Origin of the sequence: Streptacidiphilus sp. P02-A3a (assembly GCF_014084105.1) — a bacterium.
GTDB lineage: Bacteria > Actinomycetota > Actinomycetes > Streptomycetales > Streptomycetaceae > Streptacidiphilus.
The window spans coordinates 4288080-4303874 of record NZ_CP048289.1; the positions used below are offsets into that span (position 1 = coordinate 4288080).

Sequence of the window (15795 nt, forward strand, 5' to 3'; positions counted from 1 at the left end):
CGGAGAACCGGCCGGGTGCGGCGGGGCTTCTCGGTAAGGCATGTGACGCCTGTTGCTCCCGGCGCGCGGGCCGGGGAGGTGCGTCGCGGCCGCGGTGTTGCCGGTCGGCTCCTTGGTCACAGGCTGCGGGCGGTGATGTCGCCGTGGCCGGTGGTGGCGTGGATGGCCAGGGCGGGGTTGGCGCCCTCGGTGTTCATCAGGGCGTTGTGGATCCGGCCGTGGCCGGTTCCGGCGTCCAGGGAGGCGGAGGTGCCGGGGGCGGCGCCGATGGTCACGTCGCCGCTCTGGGTCTTCAGTACGACGGTGCCGTGGGTGGCCTCGGTGATCCGGATGTCGCCGCGGGCGGTGGTGATCCGGGCGGGGCCGCCCAGGCGGCCGACCTCGACGCTGCCGTCGACCGCGGTCAGTTGCAACGCGGCGGTCTCGTCGATCTTGATCTGGCGGTAGGCGCCCTCGACCAGGACGTCGCCCAGGCGGCCGACGCCGCGGAACTCGGCGGTGGCGCTCCTGGCCTCGACCCGGGATCCGGCGGGCAGTTGGACGGTGACCTCCAGCGCGCCGGAGGGGCCGAAGCACTGGTTCCCGGGCTCGGCGGTGCGGATCCGCAGCACACCGTCGGTGAACTCGACCGTGGTCCGCTCGGCCGCCCTCACGTCGCGGCTCCTGGCCGGGTCGGCGGGCCGGACCTCGACCGTGGTGTCCGCCCGGTCGGCGGCGATGACCTGGATCCGCCCGGCGGCGACGTCCAGCACGGTGCGGATCGCGGCGGGGGACTGGAACTTCTGCATGATGCTCTCCGGGGTTCGCTGCTCGTTGTTTCCGATGGAAGAAACACTACGTTGCGTTCATGGATCGAGCAATGAGAAAGTTGCATCGGATGGCTGTTCATGCAGGTGAAAGCCTATTTTTCATTGCAACTGGCGTAAATCTAACGCAATGACGGAAGCCCTGCTCGTTGCATTGGGGTGCGCTTGAACGCTACGCTGACGGCATCGGGGAGGAAACGAAGGGAGAGCACGGTGCCGGGAGGCAGACTTACTCAGCAGGAGCGTCAGCAGATCGCGCTGGGGCTGGCCGACGGCCTCGCGTACGCGGAGGTCGCCCGACGCCTGGACCGCCCCACCTCGACGATCACGCGCGAGGTGATGCGCAACGGCGGCCCCACCGCCTACCGCGCCGACCTGGCCCACCGCGCCACCGAACGCCGTGCGCACCGGCGCAGGTCCACCGCGCCCCGCGAGCCGGGGGCGCCCGCGCAGGGCTACGGACGAGACGACGAGGCCGTGCGCGAGTACGAGGAGACGTTCACCACGCTGCTGATGCAGCAGGGCCTGCCCAAGATGACGGCGCGGGTGCTGACCTGCCTGTTCATCTCCGACGCGGGCAGCGTCACCGCGTCCGAGCTGGTGCAGCACCTCCAGGTCAGCCCGGCGTCCGTGTCCAAGGCGGTCGCGCTGCTGAGCGATCTGGGCCTGATCCGCCGGGAACGTGACGAGCGCCGCCGCGAGCGCTACTTCGTCGACGACGACGTCTGGTACCAGTCGACGATCGCGAGCGCCCGCGGTGTCGCCCAGGTCGCCGAGACCGCGCGGCAGGGCGTCAGCGTCCTCGGCCGCGACACCCCGGCCGCCGCCCGCCTGGAGAACATCGCCCGCTTCAGCGACTTCGTCAGCGAGAGCATCCTCCGCGCCGCCGAGCAGGTCCGAGAAATCCTCCACACCAAGCCCGAGCCGACCCCGGGCAGCAGCAACCCGCTCCAGCAGCCCGGGGCTTCGGGAGCGATCACCGGCTCCCCGGACGCGCGTCGGCGGTGAGTGGGGCGAAGGCGGTGCTGGTGCCGGTCATCTCCAACAGGGCGAGGAAGGAGGGCGGGAGGGGCCGGACGAAGGTCAGGCCAGGATCGGCGTGGGCGTCCAAGAGCAGGGCGAGGATGTCGACGGTGACGTGGGCGACGGCGGACAGGTCGACCACCAGCGGGAGTTGCGCGTGGCGGGCGCTGCGGGTGACGGCGCCGATGCAGTCCTCGATCCTGCGGTCGAGAGTGCCTTCGAGCACGAGCGTGGTCGTGCCGTCGTGGTTCCAATGGGTTGCGCCCGACTCGGCGAACCGTTCCACCACCGCGTCCTCGGGAGGTGGGGTGCTCGGGGTGCTCGGTGCGGCGGGGCTGCTCACATGGTGCCTTCCCGTTGGGTGGACCACCGGTCCACCTCTTGTACCTCCTACCCGCTGTGCCCGTCGCAGCCTCACCGGCCGGTCGTCAGTCTGCCGTGGGGATGCGGAGGGCGAGTAGGACGGTGTCGTCGCTGGTCTGCTGGTCGGCGACCTGGTCGGCCAGGTGCTCCAGGAGGGCGGGCAGCGGCATGGACGCGCCGGCCGCAAGGAGGGCGGCGGTGCGGTCGATGGCGGCGTCCAGGTCGTGGCCGGCCCGTTCGATCAGTCCGTCGGTGTAGAGCAGGAGGGTGGCTCCCGGTTCCAGTACGACCTGGTGGTCGTGGCGCGTGCTGGCGGGCAGGGTGTGGTGGAGCAGACGGCCGTGGTCGGTCAGCCGGGTGACCTGGCCGCTGGGGTGCAGCAGGAGGGGAGGGGGGTGTCCGGCGTTGGTCCAGGTCATGGTCCACTGGCTGTTCTCGTGGTGGATGTGGGCGTGGACCAGGGTGCCGGAGGCGGCCAGCGGCAGGATGCGGCAGGCGTATTCCAGGGCGGCCAGCGCTGAGGCGGGTCCTTTGCCGTTCTTGATCAGGACGGCTTGGCGCAGCATGCTGCGGACCTGTCCCATCAGGGTGGCGGCATGGATGTCGTGTCCGGTGATGTCGCCGACGGTGATGGCGACCCCGGGGGCGCGGTCGGCGTGGGGGTGGGGCAGAGGGAAGGCGTCGTACCAGTCGCCGCCGACCATGTCATCGGTGCTGGCGGGGCGGTAGAGGGCGGCGATGTCCATGCCGGGCAGGGTGGGCAGGTCGGTGAGCATGGCCTGCTGGAGCTGGTGGGCGACGTGGACGCGGGCGTCGAGGAAGACCGCGCGCTCCACCGCCTGGGCGATGTAGCCGGCGATCGTGGTCAGTATCGCTGCCTCGTCCAGGCCCACCACGTGGGCGTTGTCCCAGCCCAGGACCAGGACGCCGACCGGGCCGTGCGCCGCGATCAGCGGCAGGCAGGTCGCGGAGGCGATGGCGAGGGCGTCGAACGCGGCCAGGGCCGCGGGGCTGTAGTGCCGCTGGAGGTGGGCCCGGTCGGGGACGGTGACCATGCGGCACTCGCGCAGCGCCCGCGAGGCGGCGAACCCGGCGCTACGGTCCATGCGCTCGGCCGAATCGCGGGGGTACGCGGTGTCGGGGTCGGGCAGGCGGTGCAGCTCGCTGCCTTCCAGGAGCAGCAGGCCGATGTAGGACGGCTTGAGGTTGCTCCTGATCAGGTTCCGCGCCCGGGTGTGCACCTGGTCCACCGTCGCGCTGGCTGTCAGCTCCTCGGCGGCACGCAGCAGGAGCTCCGCGCTGTTGAGGTCTCGGCGCACCTGGTGGGTCTGCGACTGGGCGCGGTACTGGGCGCCGGTGGCGCGTTGGGAGGCGATCCGCAGCCGCAGCTCGGCCGAGCACGCCGCCGCCAGATCCGCGAGGTCGCCGCGTTGCTCGGGGGTCCAGGGGCGCGCGGTGGTGTCGATCGCGCACAGCACTCCCAGGATGCCGCCTTCGGCGTCGGTCAGCGGCATGCCGGCGTAGGCCGCCACCGCGTCACCGGAACGGTCCCCGGCAAGGTCGCTGCGGCGGGTGTCACCCATGAGGATCGGGCCGGCCGAGGCCACTACCTGCTGGCTCAGCGTCCGGGCCGTTGAAGCCCGCCGGGCAAGCGGGTCGAGCCCGGTGGCCGGTCCGATCACGGCGGGGAAGACCAGGTCCGCTGCTTCCCGCAGCGCTATCAGTGCGGCCGGGACGCCGAGGATGCGGGTGGTCAGGCGGGCGAAGCGCTCCATGTCCGCGTCCGGCGCCGCTGACAGGCCCGATGCCCGCAAAAGACTGGGTGCCATCGCATCGGTCATGTCTTCCATGCCCATGTGCCTTCCCACCCTTCTCATCCAAGGCCCCGGGGGCGCTGTGTCACAGCACAGCCCCTACCCCGTCGCCGCCCAAGGATTGACGCGGAGTGCGACACGGTCGTCAACGCCGTCGAGCACGCGGTCGGGCTCGATTACCTCTCTGCCGGACAAGCGCAAATCTATGGTGGCTGGAGTAGATATTGGATGGCGGGGCGGTTATGGTTTCACTCGTAGCCCAGAGAGACAGCAGGGCCCGGCAGAAACGAACTGCCGGGCAGCAGTACCGCAAGCGCAGGGCGGTGCGGTGGTGGAGTACCGGAGCCAGGGTTGGCGCAGGACGGCGACGGGACTGACGACCGGACCGGGTGGCCCGCAGTAGTCAGGGGCCGCCACCAGCAGGACCGCAGGAGCAGGACCCGCATGTGCGGTACGCGGCTTGGTAAGTGATTGATTGGTAAGTGATTGATCCGTCCCAGAGGAAGAACGGAGGAACCAGGCGCCATCAGGATCGCCCGGGCAGTGTCGTGAGCCCGGGTACCGCAGGACATCGATAGCGAGGTGGTCTGAGGTCAAGCAACCGCGATCCCCGCATCGCCCCCCATCCCCCGGGCGGGTATGCGGAAACAGAGGGCCGACGCAGTTCCAGGGTCGGCAGATGGTGTAGCAGTTCCTTCGGGGCCCGGGTGCCACATGGCACCCGGGCCCCTCCACGCGTTCCAAAAGAGAGGTACAGATGACAGCAGGCGACTCCTACGGCCGTCTCGACGACGACGACTACCCCGCCTACACGATGGGCCGGGCCGCCGAGATGCTCGGCACCACCCAGGGCTTCCTGCGCGCCATCGGCGAAGCCCGCCTGATCACCCCGCTGCGCTCGGCCGGCGGCCACCGCCGCTACTCCCGCTACCAGCTGCGCATCGCCGCCCGGGCCCGGGAACTGGTCGACCAGGGAACCCCGATCGAGGCCGCCTGCCGCATCGTCATCCTCGAAGACCAGCTCGAAGAAGCCCAGCGCATCAACGCCGAATACCGCCGCGCCGCCGAACCGACCGACCCGACGGGGACGGCCTGAGCAGCTCGGACGGCAGCCCACCGATCCGGCCTGTCCGTCAGCGGGACCTGTGCTGCTACTCCCCGAACCGGGGAGTGCCGTTGCTGGTTGCGGTCGGCTCGTCCCGTTCGTAGGTGGAGAGCGCGAGGCCGAGGCCGAAGAACGTCGGTGCCCATTCACCGACGAAGATGCCCCAGCGGTCCGCGCGCTCCACCCCGGCACGTTCTGCCTTCAGTGATGCCAGCCAGCTGACCAGCGACAAGCCGATGGAGCCGAAGGCGGCGGCGTAGGCGTGCTCGCTGGTGAGTCCCGCTTCATGGAGCTTTCGCACGAGGGTCATGGTGCGGTCCTTTCGTCGTGCAGGGAATCCGCGGTGCGGCTTTTGCCCTGATAGGTCGAGGCTCTCCCATATGAGGCATCAGCACGCACTCGCATCGTTTGCGCAGAGCTTGGCGACGCAGAGCTTGGCGACGTGGGCTTCTTCTCGACGGGCCTGGTCGGACATCGGATGTGAAGCCTGCGGGGCCCGGCCAGTGTGCCGAAGCCAGCCGGTCGGCGCGGTCGCCGTATGCTCCGCATCGTGCCCGAACCCGCCGAACCAGCCGCGCGGTGGCCGCAACTGCCCGCCGAGGCGAGCCTCGCCACGGGCGGGGTGGCCCGACGACTGGGCGTGTCGCCGACCACGATCCGATCCTGGGAACGCCGCTACGGCATCGGGCCCGCTCACCGGGAGGCCGGACGCCACCGGCGATGGAGCCCGCAGGACATCGCCGTCCTTGAGGCCATGTGCCGACTGACAGCACGAGGTGTGCCGCCCGCTGAGGCGGCTCGGGCCGCCCGAGCCTCCGCCCCGGACCCGCCCGCGGACGCCGGTCGCTCGCCGCGGTCCTCGCCGCGCTGGACGCTGGAACCCCGGGCGGAGCAGGAGCAGCCGCTGGGCCCGGCGCGGACCGCCGAGGACCCCGAGCGAACGGGAGGCGTCGTCGGCCCGAGGACCCGCCGCCGCGGCGACGCGATGGCGCTCGGCCCGGTCCGGCCCGAGTGCCGAGGGCTGGCCCGGGCCGCGATGCGGCTCGACTCCGCCGAGGCGGCGCGGATGCTGCGCGAGGTGGTCGACGACCTGGGACCGGTCACAGCCTGGACCGAGGTGATGATGCCGGCGCTGCGCGCCGCCGGTCGCAGATGGGCAGCCGACGGGGAACGCTACGTCGAGGTCGAGCACCTGCTGTCCTGGCACGTGTCCAGCGCGCTGCGCCGTGTCGCGGACCCTCCGGGAACAGTCCTGGACGGTCCGCCCGTGCTGCTCGCCGGTATGCCCGCGGAACTGCACACCCTGCCGCTGGAGGCCGTTGCCGCCGCCCTTGCCGAACGGGGACTGCCGTTTCGGATGTTCGGCCCGGCGGTCCCCCCGCAGGCGCTGCTGGACGCGGTACGCCGCACCGGACCCGCTGCCGTCGTGCTCTGGTCCCAGACCCGGCGGACCAGCGACCCGGCGCTCGTCCGGCGCGTGGTCGAGAGCGTATGGGGCGGCCGCGGATGGCACGTCCGACCTGTCGTCCTGGCGGCGGGGCCCGGTTGGGCCGGCGCCCCGTCCCCGCAGGGTGCGGTGCGCCCCTCCGATCTGCGCGGAGCCGTGGACCTGCTGGAACAACTGCTGACCGGCTGAACCTCACCCTCCACATGCCCGCTCCGGGAGGCGCACGATCCGGGCGGACCGGCGAGGCGAGGTCAGGACGAGCGTTCGGGCAGGTCGCCGCTGACCGGGGACTGCCCGGTGAAGGCCGCGCTGCTGGGGCGAGGGGAGGCCGATCCAAGAGCGGCCAGGCGACGTGCGGCTTCTGGGTGCTTGCGGCGCCAGTACGGGTTGTCGGCAGGCAGCCCTCCGCTGACCCGCCCGTACATGCCGAAGGTGAGGATCACCAGGCCCATGGCGAAGCTGAAGAGTACGTTGGGCATCCGGAAGCCCAGGATGTTGGCTGAAGTCCGCAGCAGGGCCAGGTTGGCGAAGCCGCTGAGGATGAACAGGGCACCGACCACCATGTTGATGACAGAGGCCAGGTTCCCGCCCGCGACCGCGCCTGCGGCCAGCAGCAGTCCGAAGACCACCGAGATCAGGCTGAGGGCACCGTTGCTGGACAGGCCCGCGATGCTGGTGCCGCTCGTGCCGAAGAAGCTCAGTTGGTTGGCGAAGCCCAGAGCGCCGAAACACAGCAGTGCCAGGCCGCTCAGTCCCGCGCCGTAGCGGTAGACGTTTGCGAGTCTGTGGTCCACAGGCAGGTCCTTGCTCAGGTCCATGGAGAACTCCTGGGTGACGTGGGCAGACCGGGCGGTCCGCCGTCCTCCCAGTGAACGGCTGGGCCTTCTGGCGTGCCGGTCGCCTCAGTCGTGCACCGTTTCCCGCTCTGGCGCCGACCACGGCACCCGGGCGAGCGCCGTCACCGCCGGTGACGTCCCCGCTGCCGACGACGTCCGTGATCGTGGTGGCCGAGGCCGCGCTGGCCACTGATGCGGTACCACCCGCCCCGGCGCGGCCGCAGCCGCCGGGATCGGAGAATCCGCAGCTCACCGGCCAGAGCCGGGTGTTCGCGCGGGACAGGGTGCGTCCCCGGGTCGGGTTGTCGCCGACGAGCCGACCATAGTGGTTATTATCAGGGGAACTTGGCTGCTGCGACGGTGAGGTAGGCGATGGCACGGCCGGAGCGGTCCTTGGATTCGACGCCGAGCCCGCTCGCCGATTTTGCTTCCGACCTGCGCCGCCTGCGGGAGCAGGCGGGCTCCCCCAAATACCTGCAGATGTCCCGCCGGACAGGCCGGTCACGCACCGCACTCGCCGAAGCCGCCGGAGGGGACCACTTACCCAACTGGGACACCGTCAGGGCATATGTCGAGGCGTGCGGGGGAGAACCGGCGCGGTGGCTGGTCCGCTGGGAGCAGCTGCGCGATCTCAACCGTGCCGAGCGGACAGGCGGCTCGGCCACCTCACCGACGGTGACGGAGGTGCCGTTGCTCCCGCACTCGCCCCCAGCCGCCGGGGAGTGCCCCGCCCCAGCGGGCGCCCTTCCGCCTCCGTGTATCGGACAGTCCGCCTCCCAGCAGCCCGGAGCACCGGGTGCCGCACCGCCTGATGGTGACGCCACCAGGGAATCCGACGTCTCCATCGTCCTGCACCTGTGGCGTGAGCAGCGGGCACAGGCCCGGCAGTGCGAGAACCACCGCGCCATCACGAGTGCGATCGTGGTGCTGATCTGTGCGGCGTCGGCCACCGGAAGCGTCGTCGATCCGACGGCCGCGCTGAGGGACCTGTTCTCCGGCGTGGTGATCGCTTTCGGGGTCTTCGGAGCAGCCACCTGCCACAAGTACTACGAGCGCCACCAGATGCACATGACAGAGGCCCAAGCCCTCCGGCGGCAGTTGAGCCTGCTGCGACCGACCCTGGGCATAGAGAGCGGCTGGCGCGGCGCACGAGAAGAGCATTCGGCGCGCTACCCGCTGCTGTACCGCCTTCGACTGCACCAGTTGTGGGTGGCCATCCACCTGGCCGTCTCCGTGGTCGGCGTCGTCCTCCTGGCCATCAACAGCGGCTAGACCACCCGGCCGACAGCCTGGGAGACCTCAATGGAGCGACTGACCGACGACGACCGCCTGTTCAACCCGCTACTGACCATCTCATCCGCCGACTTCGGCCTGCGGCCGCTGTTCCTCGGCATCTTCTTCGGCGCCTTCGGCATCGAGACCCGGTCGGCCGCCGAAAGCCTGCTGGCAACCTACCGGTGTGCCAAGCACTACCTGGCGCCGCTGATGGTCAAGGCCGCGGTGGACATGCTGCCGAGCCTGCGTGCCGCGGTCGAGGCCGATGAACGAACCCGGATCATCTTCGCCGGCCGGGACTCCTTCTCGCTCGGCAACGTCATCTCGGTGATCGACCCCGAGTTCTTCGGCGGCCACTGCCACAACCTCTACCTGACACGGGCGCTCGTTGACGCGGCCGTGGCCGGAATGGAGGAATCCGGCACCGACGTGCGACACATCGGGCCCTACCGCAAGCGAGCGCCAGGGCCCGCGCGCCACGCGGCCTGGGACGAGCTACGCCGCTATCTCACCCTGTCCGGTATCGATCTCGACTCCTCCCGGGGGAAGGTCCTCGTGGTGGACACCGGATACAAGGGCAGCATCCAGGAGATGCTGGCGGTCCTCTATCCGCACGTGGTGTTCCAGGGCCACTACGTCTTCCACGCAGGTTCCGACAGCGATCCGCATCCCGGCAGCAAGCGCGGGTACGTGCTCGACGTCCCGGCCGGTCCCGGCACGACCGGCACGGCGGTCCGCGGCGCGCTCCCGGAGCGCCACGAGCTCACCTTCACGCACCACGAAGCCATTGTGGCCGTCGAAGAGCTGCTCCAAGGCAGCCATTTGAGCCCGTCCCGGCTCGAACCGACCGGGCGCCCGCGCACCGTTCGGGCCCGATGGGACGACGACGCGCACGAGGGACTCAACCCGTTCCTGATACGCGGTGACTACTGCGACCCCGTCCGGCGCGAGGCCGTCCTGGCCTTCAACGTGATAGCTGTCACCCACGTTGCCAAGGAGATCGCGGTGCGGATCGATCCACAGGACCCGGCCTGGTACGGGCAAGCGGTACGTCAGGAGTGGTACCGGGAGCTGGAAACGGGCCTCCTGCGACTGCGCGCCCAACTTCGGGCCTGGATCTCCCGCACTCCCGACGCCGAAAGCGACGAGGTGCTCACCGGGATGCTCGACTCCTTCGTCCACCGCGCGGATCGCCGAGTGGTCAACCGCCTGGGCGCGGCGCTCAGCGGTACCCGTGCCACAGCGGCACAGCTCCAGTGGGCCTGGCAGATCTACGACCGGCACCGGACACAGGAGGCCCGGGAGAAGTTCGTTGACAACATCACCGCCGGCGCGGACCAGCTGACCGTCGCCCTGCCGGTGGTTCCCGGCGACGCGGCTCCGATGCTGCGGATCCGCGAGCGGTCGGTCGCGGTGCTGCTCAAGACGATGCCGTCGCTTCCGCGCGGTGACGCGGACCGCCTGAGCCGGGCGCTGGGGGACAACCTCGCCGCGCTGGAGCTCGCCGCCGGTACTCTCGCCGCCACCGGCGCCGGGGCCGACTGGTACCTGGACGCCTTCCGGGAGCAGGCCGCCGTACTCCTGTCCAGTGACATCAAGGTGGTCGCCTCCCTCCCGCTGCTGGCCGCACGCGACCTGGCCGCCCGGTGGCCGGATCCGGGCTCGGCCACGCGACCGAATTGACCGTCACCGTCGCCGATAGACCGTCGCCGTCACCTCTCGGGGCAGTGCCACCCCTACAACAGGAGCAGACGCTCGGCCGACGACGCCGGGGCACCCACTCCAATCGAGGAGATCCTCTGTGATTGCGAACAAGGCACACGGCACGGTGGCCGCCACACGGGGGCGCCGCCCGGCCAGGAGGTGGCTGCGGGGGCGTGCTCTTGCGGTGGCCGTCACGGCGGCCGCGGCGGCAGCGCTCCCGCTGACCATCACGCAGCCGGCCTCCGCGGCGGTCGGGGCGTGCTACAGCGGGGTCGACAGCGGCACGACGGACTGGGCGTGGGGTTCCTGCACCGGCGTCACCGGGTCCAGCCACTGGCGGCTCCACGTGTCGTGCACCTGGGGCGACACCCAGTACTCCAGCTGGTTCTACGGCAGCGGGCGCACCGATCTGGAGTGTCCGTGGCCGGAGACCGTGCGCGCCACGCAGGTCGACATCATCTACTGAGCCGACCTGCCGACCTGCCGACAGCCCGCACCAGGCGCAAGGGTCGGGTCTGTACGCTCTCGGGACAGGACCATGGGCCCGGACGGGTCCGACCGGTCACCCGCATCACCGTCAACGGGTGACCAGGTGATCGACTGGGGGCGGCGGACCCCGTTCCTCCTCATACGCACGGCAGTGCCCGACCCGCAGGGGAGGCCGGGCCCTGCCGTGCGGTGCCGTCGCGGACCAGCCGTGGGGGGACGTCCCACGGCTGGTCCGGAAACCGGTGGGTCAGGCCGCGTAGACACAGCCCGAGCCGCTGAGTCCGCCGTTGCTCACGGTTACGGCCGTACAGGTGGCAATGAGGTTGTGGTAGGCGAAACTGGTGAGCATCCCGCTGCCGCTCATGTAGAAGACCGCGATGCTGTCCAGGGTGAAGGTGTAGGGCGCCCCCTGGTCGGTGAAGGATCCTCCGCAGGCACTCAACTGGGCAAAGAAGATGGGCGTGAGCGTGGGGCTGGTGATGCCCGGGCCGCTGAGCGCGCTGGTGCAGTGCCCCGTGGTCGCGGCCTGCGCGGTGGGTGCACCCAGCACCAGGCTGCCCGCCGCGGCTAATCCGGCAACGCCTACGGCCAGAGCGCGGATTGACACATTCCTCATGAATCCTCCCGAGTGGTGAACGGACACCCAGCTTGACCTAGTCGGGGTATCCGACACAGGGCAGATCCAGCCGTCCGGGACGGGCCGACTGCGTCCGGCGGTTCCCGGGCGGGCCGCGCTGCCGGCCGATGGGACCGCCGAAGGGGCCGTCCTTGGCCCGCCGGTCCGTGTGGCCGAGGTGGCCGGGGTCGGCGCCGACCAGGGAGGCGAGTTCGGCGGTGCCGTCGGCGCGGAGTCGGGAGCGCGGTTGTCAGTCGGCGGGCAGGGTGAACACCTCAGTGCCGGCCGTGGAGCAGGTGTCGATGACGAGTCCGGTGCCGCCGTCGGAGGTGGCGCTGCCGTCCGCGTCCAGGCACGGGCCTGACTTGGTGTTCTGCAGGGTGCCATTGGACTGGGCGGTCCAGCCCTGGGCCGCGGTTGCGTTGCACGTCCACATCTGCAGCTGGGTGCCGTCGGCGGCGCTGCCGCGGGCCGCTCGCCGTCCTCCTCGGCAGCGGTAGAAGCGCGGTGCACCGCACCTTCCACAAGATCAGGAAACTGCTGGAAGCACACGGAACCGACATCCCACCCGCGACATCTCCGCCAAGAGCGCTGGCAGCCCTCCACACCCGAACCGTCGCTCTCGGGCAGCACTCCAACTCAAAGATCAAATCCGCGTGTTAATCCTCTGCAAGCCCTTAGCCTGAGGCGTAAAGAAGATGATGATGCGTCATTTCAGTTCGATGGCAGGCAGTTGGCGGGGGCCGGGTTGGCCGCCGGTGCGGGAATCCCTCCTGGACGGCCATCTTGTGATGTTTTCCAGCGGGGTTGAGGGGATTCCCGCATAATGACATGGATCGATCACCGGGGTTGTTCTGCCTGGTGGTTGTGGGTCCTGCTGAACAGCTCTCTGTCTCTCTGTCGAACAAGGAGTGGTTTCGTGCACGTCCCCCGTTACCCGTCCGCACTAGTCCTGGCCGTCGCCCTGGTACTGACCGGAGGCGGCGCCTGCGCGTAGGCCGCCTCGGCGCGTGCCGCTGACCTGCCCGCGCACTCCGGCGCTCAGGTGGTACGTCCGGCGGCGAGCAGTCCTGCCTTCCAGGCCGCGTACCAGGAGCGCCTGGGCCTGATGGGCACCTACACCTCGGCCGGGGCCTCGGCCAACAGCACGGTGACCATGCTGGCGGGCACCAGCCCCTCGATCGAGGAACCCGCTGGCGGTGGCTCCTGGACCGCCTTCCAGGCCAGCAGCGGAGATCTGTACGTCGCCTCGTCCGCGTCCGGGCCGTACAACCTGGGGCTGGGCATGATGGCGGGCACCAGCCCCGCCATTGCGAACCTCGCCGGCGGCGGCTGGGGCATCGTGTTCCAGGCCAACACCGGAACCCTGTGGACCGACACGAGCGGTTCGAAGAACAGCGGCCTGGGCATGATGGCGGGCACCAACCCCTCCATCACGGCGGCGGACGGGGGCGGGTTCTGGGCCGCGTTCCAGGCCAACACCGGCATCCTGTGGGAGTATTCGAGCGCCTCCGGCGGCTACGACCTCGGGATAAGCATGTTGAAGGGCACCAGCCCGGCGATCGCGGGGCTCCCCAGCAGTCTGGAGATCGCCTACGTCGGCAGCGCTGGCACCCTGTGGGTGTGGAACTCCTCCACCGGCTCGACCAACACCGGCCAGGCCGTGGCGATCGGCACCAGCCCGAGCATCGCCTACACGGCCGGTGGCGCCTGGGAGGTCGCCTTCCAGACCGGCGGCGGAACGCTGGCGACCTACTCCCCGAGCGGCGTGACCGACTACCCCCAACCGGTTGCGGCCGACTCCAGCCCGGCGATCACCGCCATGACCGGCGGCGGGTACGCGCTCGCCTGGGAAGGCTCCGGCACCGACCTGCTGGACTTCTCCGACGCCCCTGACTCGGACGGCACCAGCCTGCTGACCATGGCGCCCGGCACCAGCCCGGCGCTCACGCAGTAGCCGCGTCACGCGGTAGCCGCATCGCACAACGTGCTCCGCCGACGCCAGGAGCGTCGGCGGAGCACGTGGTTCGGCGGGCAGGCGGAGGGCCGCAGGCGGGACCGGTCGGTTGTGGCCTGCCGTCCTGGGCGGGCGGCGCCCGCGTCTGGCGGCGCGAGCACTGCCGCGCCAGGCGGGGTGATCGCGAGGTCCAGCGTCGCCTCGCGGTGGCCGTCGTCGGCGACCGCGAGCCCGGTCAGCGCCACCTCCCGGACTCGCCTCCGGAGTTCGCGCTCCGCGCGAGTCTCCTCGCCGGGCTCACCAGCTGATCACCGACCGCCCGCTCCCGCTGAGACGGCTGTGTCCGTCAGCCCCCAGCGAATCCCCGCGCCAGGGCATGTCGAACCCACCTGCCGGGGGATGTTCTCAGCCGACGAGGGGTGCGTGCCCGCCGGTAGGTGTCGTACATGAACCCGGTCGCGGCGGCCACACCTGTAGGCCGCCCAGGGTGGCTCCCAACTGCTCGATGTGGGGGAAGTGTCCGGTGCCGGGGATGCAGGTGAAGTGTCCATTGGCGAAGGCGTCGGTGTAGCCCTGGCCGTAGTGGGGCAGGGCTACGCCGTCCTGCTCGCCTCAGGCGACGAGCACCGGGATGGTGACGGGCGCAGGCGCCCGCGCAGTCGGGGTCGTGGGTGAAGGCTTCGCCGGCGTAGGTGGCCAGACCGGCCGTCGTGCGCGGGCCGGTGCCACCGTACGGGTACAGCACCGCACCTTCGCCGGAGTGGGTCGTGCGTGCCGCCAAGGCGCCGACGCCGAAACCGGGGCCCGATTCTGGGTCGGCGGCCGGGGGTCGAGCGGGAGGTTCATCGGCTGGCGGATCCAGTCTGGATGAGAATGATTGACGGCGAATCAAGACGTCAAATCAAGATCAGAACGGGCATCCATGTCCAATGATTGCGACACGATTAAATCCGGATTGCAATGTTCCACTATTTAGCAATTAACAAAAGTGGATGATCGTTACATCGTACACATAAATAGAAATAACAGGCGAATCGCAAGGCCGTCTCAATGGCTGGACACCTGATTGATTCTCTGACGATGTACATGCAAGTATTTTTACGAAGCATCCAGCGACGAGCCGTCGGAGCACCCAGGCGAAGCCATGGGTTTGAGCGGGAAACACGCTTCTGCGCAAGGCTTCGACAATCCACTCAAGAAGAGGTGATTCAGCATGGAACCGCGCCTCGACCGATACGCGCTCTTCATCGCCAAGGAGTACTTCGCCGGGTTCCTGAAGCCCGAGGAGTATTCACTCGAAGATCTCAGGCCCGAACTCCGCGCAAAAATCGAGAACGGCCAGTTCAAGCGCATCGTCTTCACCGGCATGGGCTGCTCGGCAATCGTCTCGGACATCATACGCGGCTACTTCGCCGAGATCGGCTCGCCGATCGAGGTCTTCGTCGTCAATGACTACGAGTTCCCGTTCCTGTTACCGCCGAGCATCATCGACGACGAGTCGACGCTGATCATCATCAGTTCCTACAGCGGTCACTCCCAGGAGCCGGTGCGCGCCTTCGACGCCTTGCGGCACGCGGATGACCGGATCCTGCTGCTGACCTCCGGAGGCAAGCTGGCGGAGGTGGGCCGTGAGCGCGGGGTGTCCATCGCGTACTGGCGGCTGGCCGAGCCGGACCGCGAGTACCCGCTCTTCCACGTCACCCAGTACTTTGCCATCCTGCTCCACCTGTTCGACCGGCTCGGACTTCTCGAAGGCAACGGCGAGGAGATCCTGTCCCGTCTCCCCGAGGTGCTGAGCGGCGACGTCCTGGTGGCCCAGCGCGAACAGGCCCGACAGATCGCCGAAGCCAGTCGGGAGGCCAACATCGTGATGCTTGGCTCCCCGAAGTGGCACGAAAGCCTGCTGAAGCTGGCGAAGATGCACTTCAACGAGATGGCGATGGCGCCGGCGACGCGCAACTATTTCCACGAGTTCTGCCACAGTGAGGTCGCAACCTTCTCCGACCCGACGCGCCGGCACAGCGTGCTCCTCTTCGCCGACGGCGAGGAGGACGAGTACACGCAGAAAAAGATGGACAACCTGGTCCGTCTGCTCTCCGCCGACATCCCGCAGAACCGTAACGTAACGGTGCACAAGATCGACGCCCGGGGCAACGGATTCCTGGAGAAGTACTTCTGGGCGCTGAATCTGGTCCAGTTGATCACTCTCGATCTGGGCCGGTTCTACGACGTCCAGTCGCGCGACCTGATCTCCGAGGCGGCCGGAAACGCCTGGTACCACAGCACCACCATCACGGCCGAGGAGAGCGTCTGAATTTTTTGAGCCGTCCGACCGGGTGGCCCTCCTTCGGCCAGGACGG

The 15795-nt window shown here is 69.6% G+C and carries 14 protein-coding genes and 1 pseudogene; 8 read left to right on the plus strand and 7 right to left on the minus strand.

The window, feature by feature from the left end; genetic code table 11:
* Positions 1 to 116 precede the first annotated feature (116 nt).
* The gene (locus GXP74_RS18730; RefSeq protein WP_182452595.1) at positions 117 to 788 is read right to left on the minus strand and encodes a DUF4097 family beta strand repeat-containing protein; all 672 of its coding nucleotides are present in this window, start codon (positions 786 to 788) and stop codon (positions 117 to 119) included.
* Positions 789 to 1019: 231 nt separating this feature from the next.
* Between GXP74_RS18730 and GXP74_RS18735 the strand changes: the two genes are divergently transcribed.
* Positions 1020 to 1814 (plus strand): helix-turn-helix domain-containing protein, encoded by a 795-nt coding sequence (locus tag GXP74_RS18735; RefSeq protein ID WP_182452596.1) that lies wholly within the window; start codon positions 1020 to 1022, stop codon positions 1812 to 1814.
* Here GXP74_RS18735 and GXP74_RS18740 read toward each other — a convergent pair.
* Positions 1783 to 2172: a hypothetical protein gene (locus GXP74_RS18740; protein ID WP_182452597.1), complete on the minus strand. Its 390-nt coding sequence runs from the start codon at positions 2170 to 2172 to the stop codon at positions 1783 to 1785. The two genes, GXP74_RS18735 and GXP74_RS18740, sit on opposite strands and share 32 nt — an antisense overlap.
* Before the next feature lie 85 nt (positions 2173 to 2257).
* Positions 2258 to 4021, minus strand: coding sequence for a SpoIIE family protein phosphatase (locus GXP74_RS18745; RefSeq protein ID WP_182452598.1), 1764 nt, complete (start codon positions 4019 to 4021; stop codon positions 2258 to 2260).
* A 742-nt stretch (positions 4022 to 4763) separates the two neighbouring features.
* Between GXP74_RS18745 and GXP74_RS18750 the strand changes: the two genes are divergently transcribed.
* Positions 4764 to 5102 carry a MerR family transcriptional regulator gene (locus GXP74_RS18750; protein ID WP_182452599.1) on the plus strand — a complete coding sequence of 113 codons (339 nt, stop codon included), beginning with the start codon at positions 4764 to 4766 and terminating at the stop codon, positions 5100 to 5102.
* A 55-nt stretch (positions 5103 to 5157) separates the two neighbouring features.
* On the opposite strand, the gene GXP74_RS18755 is transcribed toward GXP74_RS18750, so the two are convergent.
* Positions 5158 to 5421: a hypothetical protein gene (locus GXP74_RS18755; protein WP_182452600.1), complete on the minus strand. Its 264-nt coding sequence runs from the start codon at positions 5419 to 5421 to the stop codon at positions 5158 to 5160.
* Positions 5422 to 5661: 240 nt separating this feature from the next.
* On the opposite strand from GXP74_RS18755, the gene GXP74_RS18760 reads away from it, so the two are divergent.
* Positions 5662 to 6747, plus strand: a complete 1086-nt coding sequence (locus tag GXP74_RS18760) for a MerR family transcriptional regulator (protein ID WP_370468434.1) — start codon at positions 5662 to 5664, stop codon at positions 6745 to 6747.
* Between the two features lie 62 nt (positions 6748 to 6809).
* Here GXP74_RS18760 and GXP74_RS18765 read toward each other — a convergent pair whose 3' ends face one another.
* Complete coding sequence (locus tag GXP74_RS18765; protein WP_182452602.1) at positions 6810 to 7376, minus strand: DUF4383 domain-containing protein; 567 nt, start codon at positions 7374 to 7376, stop codon at positions 6810 to 6812.
* Positions 7377 to 7787: 411 nt separating this feature from the next.
* On the opposite strand from GXP74_RS18765, the gene GXP74_RS18770 reads away from it, so the two are divergent.
* The 3 genes from GXP74_RS18770 to GXP74_RS18780 all read left to right on the plus strand — a co-directional run bounded on the left by GXP74_RS18770 (position 7788) and on the right by GXP74_RS18780 (position 10839).
* Positions 7788 to 8666 carry a hypothetical protein gene (locus tag GXP74_RS18770; protein WP_182452603.1) on the plus strand — a complete coding sequence of 293 codons (879 nt, stop codon included), beginning with the start codon at positions 7788 to 7790 and terminating at the stop codon, positions 8664 to 8666.
* A 30-nt stretch (positions 8667 to 8696) separates the two neighbouring features.
* On the plus strand, positions 8697 to 10352 hold the full coding sequence (locus GXP74_RS18775; protein WP_182452604.1) for a hypothetical protein: 1656 nt from the start codon (positions 8697 to 8699) through the stop codon (positions 10350 to 10352).
* 205 nt (positions 10353 to 10557) lie between these two features.
* On the plus strand, positions 10558 to 10839 hold the full coding sequence (locus tag GXP74_RS18780; protein ID WP_182452605.1) for a hypothetical protein: 282 nt from the start codon (positions 10558 to 10560) through the stop codon (positions 10837 to 10839).
* 270 nt (positions 10840 to 11109) lie between these two features.
* On the opposite strand, the gene GXP74_RS18785 is transcribed toward GXP74_RS18780, so the two are convergent.
* Together GXP74_RS18785 and GXP74_RS18790 are read right to left on the minus strand one after the other, a co-directional pair.
* Positions 11110 to 11412, minus strand: a complete 303-nt coding sequence (locus tag GXP74_RS18785; protein WP_182452606.1) for a hypothetical protein — start codon at positions 11410 to 11412, stop codon at positions 11110 to 11112.
* Between the two features lie 316 nt (positions 11413 to 11728).
* A pseudogene (locus GXP74_RS18790) lies at positions 11729 to 11938 on the minus strand (ricin-type beta-trefoil lectin domain protein); the annotation flags it as partial.
* Between the two features lie 585 nt (positions 11939 to 12523).
* Here GXP74_RS18790 and GXP74_RS18795 point away from each other — a divergent pair.
* A complete protein-coding gene (locus tag GXP74_RS18795) occupies positions 12524 to 13435 on the plus strand; it encodes a hypothetical protein (RefSeq protein ID WP_182452608.1) in 912 nt (303 codons plus the stop codon).
* Between the two features lie 1213 nt (positions 13436 to 14648).
* A complete protein-coding gene (locus GXP74_RS18800; RefSeq protein WP_182452609.1) occupies positions 14649 to 15749 on the plus strand; it encodes an SIS domain-containing protein in 1101 nt (366 codons plus the stop codon).
* Positions 15750 to 15795 lie beyond the last annotated feature (46 nt).